This is a genomic window from Bradyrhizobium xenonodulans (assembly GCF_027594865.1).
GTDB lineage: Bacteria > Pseudomonadota > Alphaproteobacteria > Rhizobiales > Xanthobacteraceae > Bradyrhizobium > Bradyrhizobium xenonodulans.
Map to the genome: position 1 here is coordinate 5915064 of NZ_CP089391.1, position 15730 is coordinate 5930793.

Annotated in this window: 10 protein-coding genes; 6 read left to right on the forward strand and 4 right to left on the reverse strand. The window is 66.6% G+C overall.

What is annotated here, in order from left to right:
* Positions 1 to 330: 330 nt before the first annotated feature.
* Together I3J27_RS28155 and I3J27_RS28160 are read right to left on the reverse strand one after the other, a co-directional pair.
* Positions 331 to 3990: an AsmA family protein gene (locus tag I3J27_RS28155; protein ID WP_270162134.1), complete on the reverse strand. Its 3660-nt coding sequence runs from the start codon at positions 3988 to 3990 to the stop codon at positions 331 to 333.
* A 134-nt stretch (positions 3991 to 4124) separates the two neighbouring features.
* Positions 4125 to 5357, reverse strand: coding sequence for a cytochrome P450 (locus I3J27_RS28160; RefSeq protein ID WP_270162135.1), 1233 nt, complete (start codon positions 5355 to 5357; stop codon positions 4125 to 4127).
* 132 nt (positions 5358 to 5489) lie between these two features.
* Here I3J27_RS28160 and I3J27_RS28165 point away from each other — a divergent pair, with 132 nt between their 5' ends.
* The 6 genes from I3J27_RS28165 (at position 5490) to I3J27_RS28190 (ending at position 11495) form a co-directional block, all read left to right on the forward strand.
* Positions 5490 to 6101 carry a TetR/AcrR family transcriptional regulator gene (locus tag I3J27_RS28165; protein WP_270162136.1) on the forward strand — a complete coding sequence of 204 codons (612 nt, stop codon included), beginning with the start codon at positions 5490 to 5492 and terminating at the stop codon, positions 6099 to 6101.
* Between the two features lie 176 nt (positions 6102 to 6277).
* Positions 6278 to 7603, forward strand: a complete 1326-nt coding sequence (locus tag I3J27_RS28170; protein WP_270162137.1) for an epoxide hydrolase family protein — start codon at positions 6278 to 6280, stop codon at positions 7601 to 7603.
* 263 nt (positions 7604 to 7866) lie between these two features.
* Positions 7867 to 8826, forward strand: coding sequence for a helix-turn-helix transcriptional regulator (locus I3J27_RS28175; protein WP_270162138.1), 960 nt, complete (start codon positions 7867 to 7869; stop codon positions 8824 to 8826).
* A gap of 97 nt (positions 8827 to 8923) precedes the next feature.
* Entirely contained in the window at positions 8924 to 9214 is a 291-nt protein-coding gene (locus tag I3J27_RS28180; RefSeq protein ID WP_270162139.1) for a hypothetical protein, read from the forward strand.
* Positions 9215 to 9320: 106 nt separating this feature from the next.
* Positions 9321 to 10526: an NAD(P)/FAD-dependent oxidoreductase gene (locus tag I3J27_RS28185; RefSeq protein WP_270162140.1), complete on the forward strand. Its 1206-nt coding sequence runs from the start codon at positions 9321 to 9323 to the stop codon at positions 10524 to 10526.
* 51 nt (positions 10527 to 10577) lie between these two features.
* Positions 10578 to 11495 (forward strand): MBL fold metallo-hydrolase, encoded by a 918-nt coding sequence (locus tag I3J27_RS28190; RefSeq protein ID WP_270162141.1) that lies wholly within the window; start codon positions 10578 to 10580, stop codon positions 11493 to 11495.
* A gap of 97 nt (positions 11496 to 11592) precedes the next feature.
* On the opposite strand, the gene I3J27_RS28195 is transcribed toward I3J27_RS28190, so the two are convergent.
* Together I3J27_RS28195 and I3J27_RS28200 are read right to left on the reverse strand one after the other, a co-directional pair.
* Positions 11593 to 14178: an EAL domain-containing protein gene (locus I3J27_RS28195; protein ID WP_270162142.1), complete on the reverse strand. Its 2586-nt coding sequence runs from the start codon at positions 14176 to 14178 to the stop codon at positions 11593 to 11595.
* 207 nt (positions 14179 to 14385) lie between these two features.
* A complete protein-coding gene (locus I3J27_RS28200) occupies positions 14386 to 15684 on the reverse strand; it encodes an MFS transporter (protein WP_270162143.1) in 1299 nt (432 codons plus the stop codon).
* Positions 15685 to 15730: the final 46 nt, after the last annotated feature.

Here is a 15730-nt window from a genome sequence, read left to right on the forward strand (position 1 = left end):
TCGTTGGCGCGTCATCCTGTCTGTCGTGACAGGACGCCGGATTCCTCTGGGAGAAAGACTAGGGAACAAACGCGCAAATCCGGTAAAGTCGGTGCAGCAGTTTTGCCTAGGAAAATTCGCTAAAATGCGAGGGAATAGTTTACCGGCGGGCAAGGCCTTCGTAGGGGCCCGAACGTCGACGAACTCGGCCTTCATGGTTCGAGACGCGCCGTAAGGCGGCGCTCCTCACCATGAGGGTCTAAGATTTCACCGCGAAACAAGCCCTCATCCTGAGGGCCCGCCGAAGGCGGGCGTCTCGAAGGATGGCCACGAGGAAATTGCCCGCCGCCCTCACGGATTCTGTGGCGTCAGCACCAGCGGCGGCTTCGGCCTGGGTTTTGCGGGCGGCGGACCCGGGGCCGGCCTCACGTCGATCGGCGGCGGCAAGGGCGCGACCTGCTGGCTCGCGAGCGGCGGGCTCGTCAGTGGGGAACTTGTCGATGGAGGACTTGTGAGTGAAGGGCTTGGCGCTGCGGGGGCTGCCTGCGGAGCCTTCGGGCTCGGCGCGGCCTTTAGCTTCGGCGGCGGCGCGCGGCGCGGATCGCGGCCGGGCATCGGGACGTCGGTCAGTGACGGCTCCTGGACAGGATCCGGCGAGACCAGCGTCGGCAGCGCGGCGGTCGCGGGCGGCGGCTCGCCGCGCTCGATCGCATCGAGCCGGCGCGTCTCGCGATCGATCGTGCGCACCGCGAGCCACGAGGACAGCGGCGCGAGGTCGACGGTGCGGTTGAGCCTGTCGGGAGGGCCTGCCGCGAACAACTGGATCTCCGGCGGCGCGCCGGAGAGCCCGGTCATGATCGGCGTCAGGCTGGCGCGGATGTCGGCCTGGTCGGCGGGAATGTCGTAGCCGCCGGAGACGATGGCGCGGGCGTTCTTGGCTTCCAGCGGCGTCGCACCGACGCGCAGGCGGCCGTCGCGGATCGTGAACGGGATCTGCGCCGAGGCGACCGCGATCGGTGCGGAAGCAAGTGCCGGCTCGACGAGCTGCCGCAGCCTGTTGTCGTCGGCGACCTGGCCGCCGTCGCTGGCGCGGATCGCGATCTCGAAGGCGCGCGGATTGAGGCCGGCAATTTCGGCGGCGGCCAGCGTCACCGTGCCGTTGCCGGCGAGCGCGCCGGTCAAGGCCGCAACGCTGCGGCCCTGGCTCGTGAGCGCCATCTGCACCGAAGCACGTCCCTTGGGCAGCGCGAGGTCGCGATAGCGCAGCGCCGCCGCATCGACATTGGTGAGATCGAGATGCAGGTTGAGCGTAACGCCATTGGCGCCATTGCGTGCATCGAGGCTCGCCGACATCTCGCCGCCGCCGATGCCGCCCTTCAGCGCATCGAGCGCGAGCGACTGGCCGTCGCTCCGGATCGTGCCGCCGACCGGGCGCAGCTCGATGCCGCCCGGCAGCGTGCCATGCAACGTCTGGAAGGCGATGCGGCCGCGCCAGCCGCCGAGCAGCCCCGCACTCAAGGGCTCGCCGGCATCATGTCCGGCCGCGCCGATGGCCATCGCGAGCGCGGGCATGAGATCGAGCGCATCGAGGCCGATTTCGCCGTCGACGCTTCTGTCCTGATCCAGCGTCACCGCGAGACGCCCGCGCAGATGCGAGCCAGCCGCGCTGCTGTCGAGATCGTCGAAGGTCAGGCGGTTGCCGGAGAGGCCGACGCGGGAGGACAGGTTGACGCTCTGCACCGACTTGTCGGCCGGGCTGGTTCCGAACAGCGGCGCCAGATTGGCGCTCCGCACGCGCAGATTCACGCTGCCTTTCGGCTCCGACAATTCGACGCTGCCTTGCGCATCCGCGTCCAGCCCGCCGCCGCTGAGCTTTGCGTTCACTTGCAGCGGCCGGCGCCAGGCGCCGCTCACCTTGCCTTCGAACTGCGAGGCGCCCTCGCCTGCGGCAACCACGCGGTCGAGACCGAACAGCGCCAGCAAGGCGCCGGCTTGCGGCGTCGAGACTTTCGACTCAAGCGTGAAATCGCTGTTGCGCAATTTGTCGATGTCGATGCCGCCAATGGCGGCCACCGGCGCCTGCGCGGCCAGCGTCGCGGAGGCTTTGAGCTGCGGCGCGTCGAGATCGAGCACGGCACGTGCATTGCTGCGATCGGGATGCTCGGCATTCTTGTCGAGGCTGAGGTCGAGCTTGAGGCGCGTCGCGCCCGGCAGCGGCGGGAGGGCATCGAACCGCGCGCGGACCGAAGGTGCAAACGGCTCGATCAGCGCGGTGAGCTCGCGCAACGAATTGGCGGAGGACTTCAGCGCGAGCTTGCCGGTGGCCTTAGTGCGATCAAAACTGCCGCTCGCCTCCGTGGTCACGCCGCTGGCCTGGCCGAACCGCAACTGCTCCAGCGACAGCGCCGCCGGCCCGTAGCCGAGCTTTGCCGTGAACGGCCGCAGCTCCTGCCCCGCTGAGATCGCGCGGCCGACATCGAGCGACAACTTTGCCTCTTCCGGCCATTCGCCCTGCGGCCCCGCGAGCGCGCGGACAAAACTTGCGGCGGCATCGAGGTCGAGACGATCGGCCTTGATGTCGGCGTCGATCCGCGAGCCCTTGCTCGCGCCTGTCTGCACGAAGGCGATGCGGCCATCCACCGCACCGCCTTCGATCTCGGCTTTCAGCTTGTCGATGGCGAGATGGTTGGCGGCGATGGTGACGTCGCCGGCGAGGCGCAGCGGCCGCGTGCTGCGGCGGTTGATCTCGCTGCGGCCCTGGAGCCAGGCCACCAGCGTATCGGGATCGGACGACTCCACGCTGAGGCGGCCGCTGAAACTGTCGGCGCCGGGCGTCGCGCCGTTGAGCGAGAGCTGCGTCATGCCGGGCGCGCGCAGCTCGAGCCGCTGGAAGGTCCAGGATCGTCCGTCGGTCTGAAGCTCGGCCGTGATGTTCTGGAGCGGACGGCCGCCCAGCATGATCTGGTCGGAGTTGAACTCGATCTGCGCCGGGACCGGTGCCTGCGGGATCGCGGCAAGGCCGGCACGCAACGCCGGCATGACGCGCTGCGGATCGGCATCGTCCTTGGCCGTCAGCTTGTCGGCATCGACCTGCCGCGCCGACAGCACCGCGCGCAGCAGCGGCGAAGCGCCGAACCTGAGATCGCCGACGCCGCCGAGCTTGAGCGCATTGTCTTCGGCCCCGAAGCTCGCGTCGATCTGCTCGAATTTGGCACCGGCCGGATCCACCTTGAGCTTCGTCGTCAACTTCCAGGGCGTCGACCCCGCCTCGCCCGCTTTCTTCGCCGGCACGGCGAGCGTCAGGGCGCCGTCGAATTTCGGCAAGCGGCTGTCGAAAGCAAGCACGCCTTCCAGATCGGCGAGGATCGGACGCTCGCCGGGATCGATGTTGAGGTGGAGGCGGGTGGCGCTGCCGTCGGCGCTCGGGCCGGAAGAGATGCGAAACGGGTAGCGCGTGCCCTTGGCCGAGAAGCTGCCGTCGCCGCGGACCGAGCCGGCCAGCGAACGGACGTCGCCGGAAAAGGCGATGTCGCTCAGCTCCAGCGTCGAGCGGCTGGCGGCGTCATGCAGGGCGATGCGCCCGGTCAGATTGACGCGCTCGATGGCGAGCGAAGCAAGGTTAAAGGTGCCGCTCGCGGTGGAGGGCAGATCGACCCGCCCCCTGGCATCGAGGCCGAGATCCACCGCCATGCCATTGACCGTCAGCTCGGTGGCGCGCCATTCGCCGCGCATCAGGGAGCTCAGGCTGAACTCGACGTCGAGCTTGTCGGCACGTAGACGGCCGAGATCGTTGTTGCCGCCGAAGGTTACCGCGCGCAGCCGCAAGGTCGGCGCCGGCAGCAGCCGCGCGTCCAGCTCGCCCGCCACCCGCACCGGCACGCCGATGATCCGGCCGGCCTCCGCCTCGAACTGGGGCCTGAACTGGTTCCAGTCGATGAAGTAAGGCCCGATCAGCGCGGCCAGAAGCGCAATGATGAAGGCAATCGCCAATCCGAGCAGCGTCGTCTGCACGGGTCTCCCCTCGGCCAAACCGGCCCGGGCCAAACCTGAGGGCCTCAGGCGCGCCGGAACAGCCCCTTATATAGGGGGAAGTGTGGCGAAGTCACAGCGACTGTTGCGCGCGGAGGTTAACGCGTCCCCTGCCTTTACCAGCTCGCCGGCAACGTCTTGAGGCCGCGCAGCACGAAGGTCGGCCGCCATTCCGGGGTCTCGACGTCGTCGATACGCAAGTCCGGCAGCCGGCGCAACAGCGTGGCGATGGCGATCTCGGCCTCGATGCGCGCCAATTGGGCGCCCAGGCAGAAATGGATGCCGCCGCCGAACGACAGCGGCTTCACGTTCTGGCGGGTCACGTCCAGCCGGTCGGGTCGATCGGGATAGACCGCGGGGTCGCGGTTGGCCGAGCCCAGCAGGCAGAGCACGGTCTCGCCCTTGGGGATCCGCTTGCCGCCGAGATCCTCGATGTCCTCCAGCGTGACTCGGCCGGTCATCTGCACCGAGGAATCGTAGCGCAGGAACTCCTCGATCGCGCCCACCATCAGCTCCGGCCGCGCCTTCAAGAGCGCGAGCTGGTCCGGATTGCGGTGCAGCGCCAGCAGGCCATTGCCGATCAGATTGACGGTGGTCTCGTGGCCGGCGCCGAACAGCAGGATGATGTTGGCGGTCAACTCCTCGTTGGTGAGCTTGTTGCCGTCTTCCTCGGCCTGCACCAGCTGGGTGATGAGATCGTCGCCGGGATTTTTCCGGCGCAGCTCGAATAGCTGCTGGAAATACATCTGCGCCATCATGTTGCCGGCGTTGCCCTTGGCGATCTCCTCCGGCGTAAGCGGCACGGGGTCGAGCAGCCGTCCGCCGTCGCGCGAGCTGTTGTAGAAGGTCTCGCGGTGATCCTCGGGGATGCCGAGCATGTCGCAGATGATGGTGACAGGCAGGCGAAAGGCGAAGTCCTCGATCAGGTCCATGTGGCCGCGATCGATCACGGCATCGATGGCCTGATCGACGATCGCTTGAATCCGCGGCCGCATGTCCTCGACGCGGCGGGCGGTGAAGGCCTTCACGACGAGGCCGCGCAGGCGGGTGTGGTCGGGCGGATCGGCCTGCAGCATCCAGTGGCTCATGCTGCGAAACACCGGCTCGTCCATGATCTTGTCGCTGTAGCGGCGCTTGGAGCGCTCGACGAAATCCTTGCCGAAGCGCTTGTCGCGCATCACGAGGCTGACATCGGCATGGCGGCTGGCGACGAACTGGCCGAACGGCGTCACGTGGATCGGATCGATCGTGCGCAGCCGGTCGTAGTGCGGATAGGGATCGCGGATGAAGTCCGGCGACAGCGGGTTGAACAGCGGTCCGCCGCCTGCGCCTTGCACTTGCTCGTTCATGGTGACCTCAAATCGGTTGCCGCATGACACGAATACGCCGATCGCAGCCCCACGGCCCGGCGTAACCATCCTTTTGAATTATCAACTCGATACATTATTGTATCGAGTTGCATTCTGCCCTAACCTGCGCCGATGTCAAGGGTGAGAACCAGGCCGACCAGGGACGATACGCGCGACAAGCTGTTCGAGGCAGCCGCGCGCGTGTTCGAGGAAGACGGCATCGGCGGCGCCAGCATCGAGGCGATCGCGACTGCTGCGGGTTTCAGCCGCGGCGCGTTCTATTCGAATTTCAAGAGCAAGGACGAGTTGATCATCGCCATGCTCGAAGACCATGTCGAGCAGTCGATCCGGCGCAACATGGACATCCTCGCCCAGCACGACAATCTCGACGATTTCATCGCGGCCTTGAAGTCGATGGACCGCAGCAAACAGGACCCGCTCGGCCGCTCGCCCCTGCTGCACATGGAGATGATCCTGTTCGTCGCGCGCGCCGAGAAGCGCCGACCAGAGCTTGCCAAGCGGCTCCGCGCGCGGCGCAAGCTCATTGCCGACATCGTCGAGGCGACCTTGAAGAGCAACGGGCGCAACGACAATCTGAACCCGCCCTGGATGGCCTCCGTCGTGCTGGCGCTGGAAGACGGCTTTCGCCTGCACCGGCTGATCGATCCGGAGACCACGCCGGCCGACAGCTTCTTGCGCGCAATCACGGATCTGCGGCGGAGGACGGGATTGGCGTCGCATTGAGGCCTTGCTTCGCTAAATGCCGGTCTTGCCTTCGAAAGCGGACGGCGTTCGCAACAGCTCACAGCATCTAACAACGCCTAACGAGCTATTGGCCGGCTTCCAAGCCATGTTGCAGAGCCAGACGAAGGATTGTCCTGCCTCGCAGGCTCCGATCGTCTGAAGCAGGAGGCAGTCCCATGCCCATGCCACACAATTCAGAGATCACCATTGATGCAGACCGGCGCTTGCTTCTGAGCACCGCCGCGATTGGAATTGCAGCGGCGATTTCGGCGAGCGTGTTTCCCGTGCAGGAGGCGGCGGCCAACGAGAGTGCAATCAGCCCCTTCCGCATCGCTGTATCGGAGGAGGATCTCGTCGAGCTTCGACGGCGCGTGCTGGCGACACGATGGCCCGACCGCGAGACTGTTTCAGATCAGTCCCAAGGTATCCAATTGGCGAAGCTCAGGTCGCTCATGAACTATTGGGGCAAGGAGTACGACTGGCGGAAGATCGAGGCGAAGATGAACGCGCTTCCGCAATTCATCACCAATATCGACGGGATCGACATCCATTTCATCCACGTCCGCTCGAGGCATCCCAATGCGCTCCCCGTCATCATAACTCACGGCTGGCCGGGATCGGTATTCGAGCAGCTCAAGGTGATCGATCCGCTCACGGATCCAACGGCCCATGGCGGCCGGGCTGAAGACGCGTTCGACGCTGTGATCCCTTCGATGCCCGGCTACGGCTTCTCAGGGAAGCCGATCGATACGGGCTGGGGCCCCGAGCGCACGGCGCGCATCTGGGCAGAACTCATGACGCGCCTCGGTTATCGCCATTATGTAGCGCAGGGCGGCGACTGGGGTTCGCCCGTTTCAGGCGCGATGGCACGGCTGGCGCCCGCAGGTTTGCTTGGCATCCATATCAACTTGCCGGCGATCGTACCGCCCGAGATCGCCGCGATCCTCACCGCCGGCGGACCTGCCCCGGCGGGGCTTTCCGACAAGGAACGCGCAGCGTTCGACGCATTCAGTGCGGCCGCCAAAATGGGCAACCGCTCCTACGCGTTGATGATGGGGACACGGCCGCAAACCATCGGCTACGGCTTGACGGATTCTCCCGTGGGTCTGGCAGCCTGGATGCTCGGCCACCCAGGCTTCTCGCATTGGAATTATGACGGTACCGACCCGGAAAAGTCGCGCGACGAGGTGCTGGACGACGTCACGCTCTACTGGTTGACGAACAGCGCGACCTCGTCCGCGCGGCTCTACTGGGAATATAGCGGGCGCAGCCCCGCGCTTGCCGGCCCGGAGAAGACTGCAGAAATCTCGCTTCCGGTGGCCATCACGGTGTTTCCGGGCGAAAGCTATCAAGCCCCGGAGACGTGGGCCCGACAGGCCTATCGCAACCTGGTCTATTTCCACGAGGTCGACAAAGGCGGTCATTTTGCAGCCTGGGAGCAGCCGGAGCTTTTCTCCGCCGAGCTGCGCACCGCCTTCAGACCGCTTCGGCCCGCAATCTAGCCGAGCCGCTGCGAACGCGAGGGTCGCCCTGGCCTGCTCGACACAATGGGCGATCCAGCGGCGAAGGATTCGCGATCGACATTGCCGTATTTTGTTGGTTCCGCCAGCCCCGCCGTGCGTTCACGAAAGCGCGCGGCTGCCTGGAGCAGGATCAGGCAAAGCCGGGCCGATTCAGGCAAGACGACCAGCCGTTGCCGCGCATAGAACGCGCTCCGTTCCGTACAAATACGGATGACTGATCAGAGATCAGATGGAGCCACACTATGACCGGGAGCAACGCACTCATGCGCAATCCGTCGCACAAGGGCTTGCCACCCCTACCCAGCGCACAGCCTGACGATCGCACGACGGCCGAGCGGCGCGCCGCGGATGCGGAGATGGCGCGCGTGCTCAAGACGAAACCGCTTCGCATGGCCTCGGATTCCGACAGCGGCGCGATCGCTTATTGGAAGCACGAGCCGCTGCACGACGTGGTCGAGCCCATGGCCGATCACGTCATCATGACCTACCCTGCCGGCTCGCAGGCTCTGGAACGGCGCACGGGACAGACGGCGGCGATTTCAACGGCACGTCCCGGCGTCGTGACGATCATTCCAGCGGGCTCGACGTCCCGATGGGACATTCACCGGCCCATGCATGTCGTTCAGCTTTACCTGCCGCAAAGGACGCTGCTGCGCATCGCCGATGAAGCCAACGCGGCAAGCCCCGAGGATCTACTGGAACGAACCGGGCATCCCGACGCCATCACCTCGCGGCTGCTGCTGAGCGCGGCCGACGCGCTCGACGGCAGCGCCGCGCTGGACACGCTGTTCAGGCAGCAGTTGACCGATCTTCTCGCCACGCGCCTGCTGGCCGCGCATGTCGGCGTTGCGGCCATACCGCAGCCGACGATCGGCGGGCTGTCACCATCGATCCTGCGCCGCGCGATCGAACGTCTGCGTTCGGATTGCGATGCAGACGTCTCGCTCTCGGCGCTGGCGTCCGATGCCGGTCTGTCGCGCTTCCATTTCTGCCGGTCGTTCAAGGAGAGCACCGGACTCTCGCCACATGCCTGGCTGCGCCAACACCGGCTCGAGCAGGCCATGAACATGCTGCGGGAGAGCGACGAATCGGTCGTCTCGATCGCAGCAGCGCTCGGCTATTCCACGCAGACCGCCTTCGCCGCGGCGTTCAGGAAGCTGACGGGCGAGACGCCGAGCGATTGGCGCAGGCGCGTGCGTTAACAGCAATCCCGCGACAGGCACGGCAATCGCTCTGGGGCAACGGGCAATCTGGTTCGCTACACATCGCAACGTCAGATCATGCAGACGGAGGCAAACGATGAACTGGGAACGTCTTGCGATTGCGCCGCGGCGGAAAGCCATCTCGACGGCGCTCATCTACGGGCTCTCACTGACCGTGCGCTTGACCTCGCCGACAGCCGAGGAGGCCGGGCTACCGGCCGCGCCAAGCGCCCATCCCGCGACGTCGATCCTGATCGATCGGAGCTGGCCCAGCAAAACGACGCTGCCGGTCGCCCTGCGCGGCGGGCCATTGGGTCCGCGAAGCTGCCGCGCGGGATGTGACGGCCCTGCACTGCTGTCCTCGCTGCCGAACTGCACCGCGCAGTAACGGCGTCCCACCTCTCCGCGTCATCATCGATTGCACCAGCTCTGCTCGCATCGCGCGGCGGCGATGACGCGCGCATATCGAACCAACACACTCAGGAGACAACCACATGCGACTGCTCATCATCGGCGCCGGCTTCGCCGGCATGTACGCCGCCCTTTCCGCCGCGCGCCTGCGCGAGATCCAGGGCGCTACGCCGCAAGATCTGGAGATCGCGCTCATCGCGCCGGAGTCGACGCTGGTGGTCCGCCCGCGGCTCTATGAGCCGAAGCCGGAAACCCTGACGGCGCCGCTTCTTGATGTCCTCAATGCCGTCGACGTCGCCTACATCCAGGGCAGCGCCGAGACGGTCAACACCGAAGCGCGGACGGTGCAGATCGCGACGGCCACGGGCACGAAGAAAACCCTGTCCTACGACCGTCTCGTGGTCGCCACCGGCAGCCGCCTGTTCCGCCCCAACATTCCCGGCCTTGCCGAGCACGGCTTCAGTGTCGATTCGCTCGACGACGCCATCGCCCTCGACAGGCATCTGCATGGCCTCGCCGACCGGCCGGCCGTCAACGGCCGCGATACGGTCGTCGTCGCCGGCGGCGGTTTTACCGGCATCGAAGCCGCAACGGAACTGCCCGCGCGCCTGCGCGACATCCTCGGTCAAAACGCCAGGACACGCGTGATCATCGTCGAGCGCAACAGCGCGGTCGCGCCCGACATGGGCGAAGGGCCCCGCCCCCTGATCGAGGAAGCCTTGCGCAAGCTCGGCGTCGAGACAAGGCTCGGGGCCGGCGTCGCCTCGCTCGACAAATCAGGCGTCACGCTCTCGACCGGCGAGCACATCGAAACCGAGACAGTGGTCTGGGCGGCCGGCATTCGCGCAGCACCTTTGACGGCACAGATTCCCGCCGAGCGCGATAATTTCGGCCGGCTGCTGGTGGACCGCGATCTGCGCGTGCCGGGCGTTGCCGGCGTGTTCGCCACCGGCGACGCGGCGCGGGCCGCATGCGACGACGACGGCAATTACGCGCTGATGTCGTGCCAGCACGCCACGCGCATGGGCGCCTTTGCCGGCAACAATGCCGCCGCCGAGCTGCTCGGCGTCCCGACCAGGTCGTATCACCAGAAGGCTTACGTCACCTGCCTCGACCTCGGCGAAGCCGGCGCGCTGTTCACGCGCGGCTGGGAGCGGACGGTCGAGATGGTCGGCGACGTCGCCAAGAAGACCAAGCAGGAAATCAACACCGTCTGGATCTACCCGCCCCGCGCCGAGCGCGCCGCGGCGCTCGCATCCGCCGATCCGGAACGTGTGACCAGCCTCTAACGCAGAAGCCAGAGCTAACCAAGCACCTTCGTCATGAAACAGGAGACCAACATGAATCTGCACAACACCACGTACCCCGTTGCATCGAAACCCGAAGAGCTGGTGCCGTCGCGCTACGCGTTGAAGATCGGCGAGATCGACGTGCTGGTGGTCAGCGACGGCGTGCTGCCGCTGCCGACCACGATGCTGGCCCACAACGCCACTCCGGCCGACCGGGCGAACTGGCTGCACGACATGTTCCTGCCGCAGGACGCTTTCGACTGGGCGCTGAACGCGGTCATGGTCCGCAGCGGCGACAAGACCATCCTCATCGACGCGGGCCTCGGGTCCGACCCGGACCTGCATTTGCCGCGGGCCGGACAGTTGATCAAGCGACTGGCCGCCGCCGGCATCGATCTGTCGGCCGTGACCGATCTGGTGCTGACCCACATGCACATGGACCACATTGGCGGACTGCTCGTCGACGGGGTGAAGGAGCGGCTGCGCAAGGACCTGCGGATCCACGTCGCCGCTGCCGAGGTCAAATTCTGGGAGGCGCCCGATTTCTCCCGCGTCGCCATGCCGCCGGGCTTCCCCGACGCGCTTCGCGCCACCGCCAAGCGGTTCGCGAAGGAGTACCAAGGCCAGCTGCGGCCGTTCGACGAGCAGCACGAGGTTGCGCCGGGCGTCGTCGTCCGCCGCACCGGCGGTCACACGCCCGGACACAGCGTGGTTCGCGTCGCGTCCGGCGGCGAGGCGCTGACATTCGCCGGCGACGCCGTGTTCGCCGTCGGGTTCGAGCAACCCGAGTGGCCCAACGGCTTCGAGCACGACCCCGAGGAAGCCGCGCGCGTTCGTATCCGTCTGTTGCGACAGTTGGCCGACACCGGCGAGATGCTGGTGGCCACACACCTGCCGTTCCCGTCCATCGGCCGGGTCGCAGTCGACGGCGACGCCTTCCGCTGGGTCCCGGCCTTCTGGGACTACTGATCGCCTGTTGAGTTAAGGCCGGACCGGGGCGCGTACTCACCGAGCGAGTTCGCGCCCTGGTGTTGACGTTGCTTGTGAACAGAAGCCCTGGAGCCGACTACGCCGACCGCTTCACCGCGTCGCGACCGCTCGTCGCGACGTCGAGGCGCCCCAGCATCGCCCTCGCCTGCTCGGCGCAGTGCTCGATCAGCCAGCGCTCGAATGCGACGGGAGGAAGCGCGGGCGCGTAGAGGAAGCCCTGCACGACGTCGCAGCCGAGCTCGGCCAGCATCTTGCGCTGGCCTTCGGTCTCGACGCCTTCGGCGACGACGGTCATGCCGAGGCCCTGCCCGACCCGAACCACGGCGGTCGCGATCGCCAGCGCGCCGGCGTCCTGCTCGATGTCGCGCATGAAACTGCGGTCGATCTTGAGCTCGCGGATCGGCAGATGCGCAAGCCGGCTGAGGCTCGAATAGCCGGTGCCGAAATCGTCCACCGAAAGCCCGACGCCGAGCGCGCGGATCGCATGCATCGTCTCCAGCGCGGCGGCGCCGTCCTGCATGAAGGTCCCTTCGGTGATCTCCAGCATCAAGGCATCCGGCGGCAGCTCGTATTCGGCGAGGACGTCCTTGAGCCGCGCGGCGAGCGTGACGTTGCGGAAATTGATCGGTGACAAGTTCACCGACACGGAGGGAATGTCGAGCCCGGCACGGCGCCAGCTCGCCATCTGCCGGCAGGCCTCGCGCACCGACCACAGGCCGATCTGCTCGATCAGGCCGCATTCCTCGGCGAGCGGAATGAATTTTGCGGGCGAGACGTCGCCGAGCGCGGCATCGTGCCAGCGCGCCAGCGCCTCGACGCCGTGGATGGCGCCGTCGCAGCTGCGGATCTGCGGCTGGTAGCTCAGCGTCAGCGCACCCTCCGCGATGGCGCGGCGGAGCGCCGCGATCAGAGCGAGCCGCTGCTCGGCGAGCCCGTTCATCTCGGCGCTGAAGATGCGGTGCGTCGAACGTCCGGCCTGCTTGGCCATGTACATGGCGGCGTCGGCCTGTTGCATCAAGGTGTCGATGTCGGTCGCATGGTCGGGATAGAGACTGATGCCGATGCTCGCCGACATCTGCAATTGCCTGGAGCCAAGCCGCAGCGGCGCCGCCAGCGCCTCCGTGATCCCGGCCGCGACGCGCTCGGCGCTCGCGGCGTTGCGCTGCGGCAGCAGGATGACGAACTCGTCGCCGCCGAGCCGACCCAGCATGTCCTCGGGGCCGATCTGCTCGCGCAGGCGCTGCGCGAGCTGGACGAGCAGCTCGTCGCCCGCGGCGTGGCCGAGCGTGTCGTTGACGTCCTTGAAATGATCGACGTCGAGAAAAGCCAGCGCGACATGGCTGCCGGTCGGGCAGGCATCGATCGCCGTGGTGATCAGGTTGCGCAGTTGCGCGCGGTTCGGCAGGCCGGTGAGGATGTCGTGATAGGCGAGCCGCGCGATCTCGGCACGCGCTTCCTTGCGCTCGATCGCAAAGGCGCCGAGATTGACGCAGGCCTCGACGATGCGCCGGTGCCAGTTGCTCGGCGCGCGCGGCTCCCGATAGTAGAAGGCGAAGGTCGCGATGACCCGGCCGTCCTTGGCCTTGACCGGCGTCGACCAGCATGCGCGCAGGCCGATCGAAAGCGGCATCGCCTTGTAGGGCTGCCAGCGCGGATCGGTCTCCAGATCGGTCGCCAGCACCGGCTCGCCATGAAAAGCCGCACTTCCGCACGAGCCGACGTCGGGGCCGATGGCAACGCCGTCCAGCGCGCGGGAATAATCCTCGGGCAGGCTGGGGCCGCCGAGCGGATGGATCAGGCCGGTGGCATCGACGTGAAGCAGCGAGCAGACCACGTCGGGCGCGATCTCCTCGACGCGGCGGCACAGCCGGTCGGCGATGTCACCGATCGGGACCTCGTCGGCGAGCGCGCCCATGATGAGCTGCTGGAGCGAGCGCAACTGCTTGGTCTCGGTGATGTCCTCGAGCAGTGCGAAGATGTGCTTGACGCGGCCCTTCTTGTCGCGGAAGGCGTCGATCCGCGCACAGACCCAGATCTCCTCGCCGTCCTTGTCGTAGGCGAGCACCTCGACCTCGCCGCGGTGGCCGCCATGCATCAGGCGCTTGACGAGCTTCGCGACGGCCTTGCGATCGGTGTGGCGGCCGGCGATCAGGCCCCCGGCACGGCGGCCCTCGGCCTCCTCGCTGGTGTAGCCAAACAGCGTCGTGAAGGCGGAGTTGACGTAGACGATGTTCTGCTCGGTATCGGTGATGAGCACCGCGCGGTTGGTCTGGTCGGAGACGGCGTGGAGGAGCCCGATCCTGACGCGGCGTTCGGCTTCGGTGGTGACGTCGCGCGCGAACACGATGTGATGGGTCGCGCCATCGACGGTCGCGGAGGACATCGAGACCCGCACCTTGATCCGGCTGCCATCGCGCCGCACGAGGCTGATCTCATCGCGGAAGTCCGAGACCGGATCAGCCTGCAGGAATTTGAGTGTGAGAATTTCGGCATCGCAGCCGAGCACATCAGTGCGTGCCAACTTCCAGATCCGCTCGGCGCTCGCATTGAAATGCGTGATACGGCGCGAATCGTCGACGACGACGATGCCGTCGTCGGCGCATTCGAGCGCGGCGCGCAGCACGTCCGGCATTTCCATCACTGGGCGGTCGGAGGCAGACATCGTTGGACCCGGCGGCATCGGGAAGAAGCGGCAACGGGGCGAGGCTAGCGCTCCGATGGTGTCCAAGACGTTTTTGCAATCGGGTCGCGTCCGGCCAAGCCGCGACATGCTTAACGTTCCGCGAAAGATATGCAGGTAATCCGGTGCGTGCGGAAGCCGGATTTCTGACGCGTTTCTCCCAGCGCGACCACCTCGCTCGAAAGCGCTCTAGTCCGCGGTTCCGGACTTGAGCTTGTGCAGCCGGCCGGCCACGGCGCGCACCTTACGTGGCGCGGCCTGCCAGACCGAGAGTGCCGACAGTCCGCTCATGACAATGGCGATGGCAAAGGCGAGCGTGTAGTCGCCGGTGCGATCATAGAGAAAGCCTGTGAGCCAGGGCCCCGCGGCACCGCCGGCTAGGGCCGCCAGCATGATGGTGCCGAAAATGCTGCCCTGATGCTTGCCCTGGAAAATCTCGAACACCACTGCACCCATGATCGAGGTGAGGCCGTAGCCGAGCGCGCCCTGCGTGAACACCATGAGATAGACGAGCCACAGCGAGGGCTGGAATTTCAGCGCGATCAGCGCGGCGAAGCAGATCGCAAAGCCTGCGCAGCTGATCGCCCACACCCATTCCCGCCCGATCCGGTCGGAGACGTGACCGAGCAGGATCTGGCCGGGAATGCCGAGCAGGCTGACGATGCCGAGCGCCCAGACTGCAACGTTCGGGCTGAAGCCGATGTCGAGCAGAAACTTGGTCTGGTGCACCTGCACCGCGTACCAGATGTCCAGGCCGCTGAAATATCCGAGGGCGATCCACCAGAAGCGCGCGGTCCCGACCGCCCGCTTGAGCGTCCAGTCGGTACGGACCCAGGCGGGATCCACGATGTTGGAAACAGGTTGCGCCGCGCCCGAGGCGTGCGCGGCGTCGCCGTCTGCCTGGAGGCCGATATCCTCGGGGCGCTTGTACAGAAACAGATTGATCGGCGCCAGCACGACCAGGATGAGCAGGCCCATCGCCGTGCAGGCGGTGCGCCAGCCGGTCTGCTCGATCATGTGCTGCACCCACGGCAGCAGCGTCACTGAGCCGATGCCGACGCCGGCAAAGGCAATCCCGATGGCGAAGCCGCGCTTGCGGATGAACCAGTTCGGCAGGAACAGCGACTGGCCGGAATAGCCGAGACAGACCGAGCCGGCGCCGACCATGACGCCGATGGTGACGTAGAGATGCCAAGGCGTACTGGTGAGCGGCGCCAGCAGCAGCCCGCCGCCCATCAGCACGACGCCGAGCTCCATCACCGCGCGCGGGCCGGCGCGGTCCATCAGGCGGCCGATCAGCGGGCTGACGATGCCGGAGACGACGAAGCCGAAGGAGAAAGCACCTGCGGTGACGCCGCGCTCCCAGCCGAACTCCGAGATGATCGGCGGAAAGAACAGCGAGAATGCGGTGCGCGCGTTGACGCCGATGGCCATGGTGACGAAGGTCACGGCGACCACGACCCAGCCGTAGAAGAACGGAAGCCGCATGTTTTTCTTATTTCATCCCTGGACGATCCTAACGACCATCCGGGGC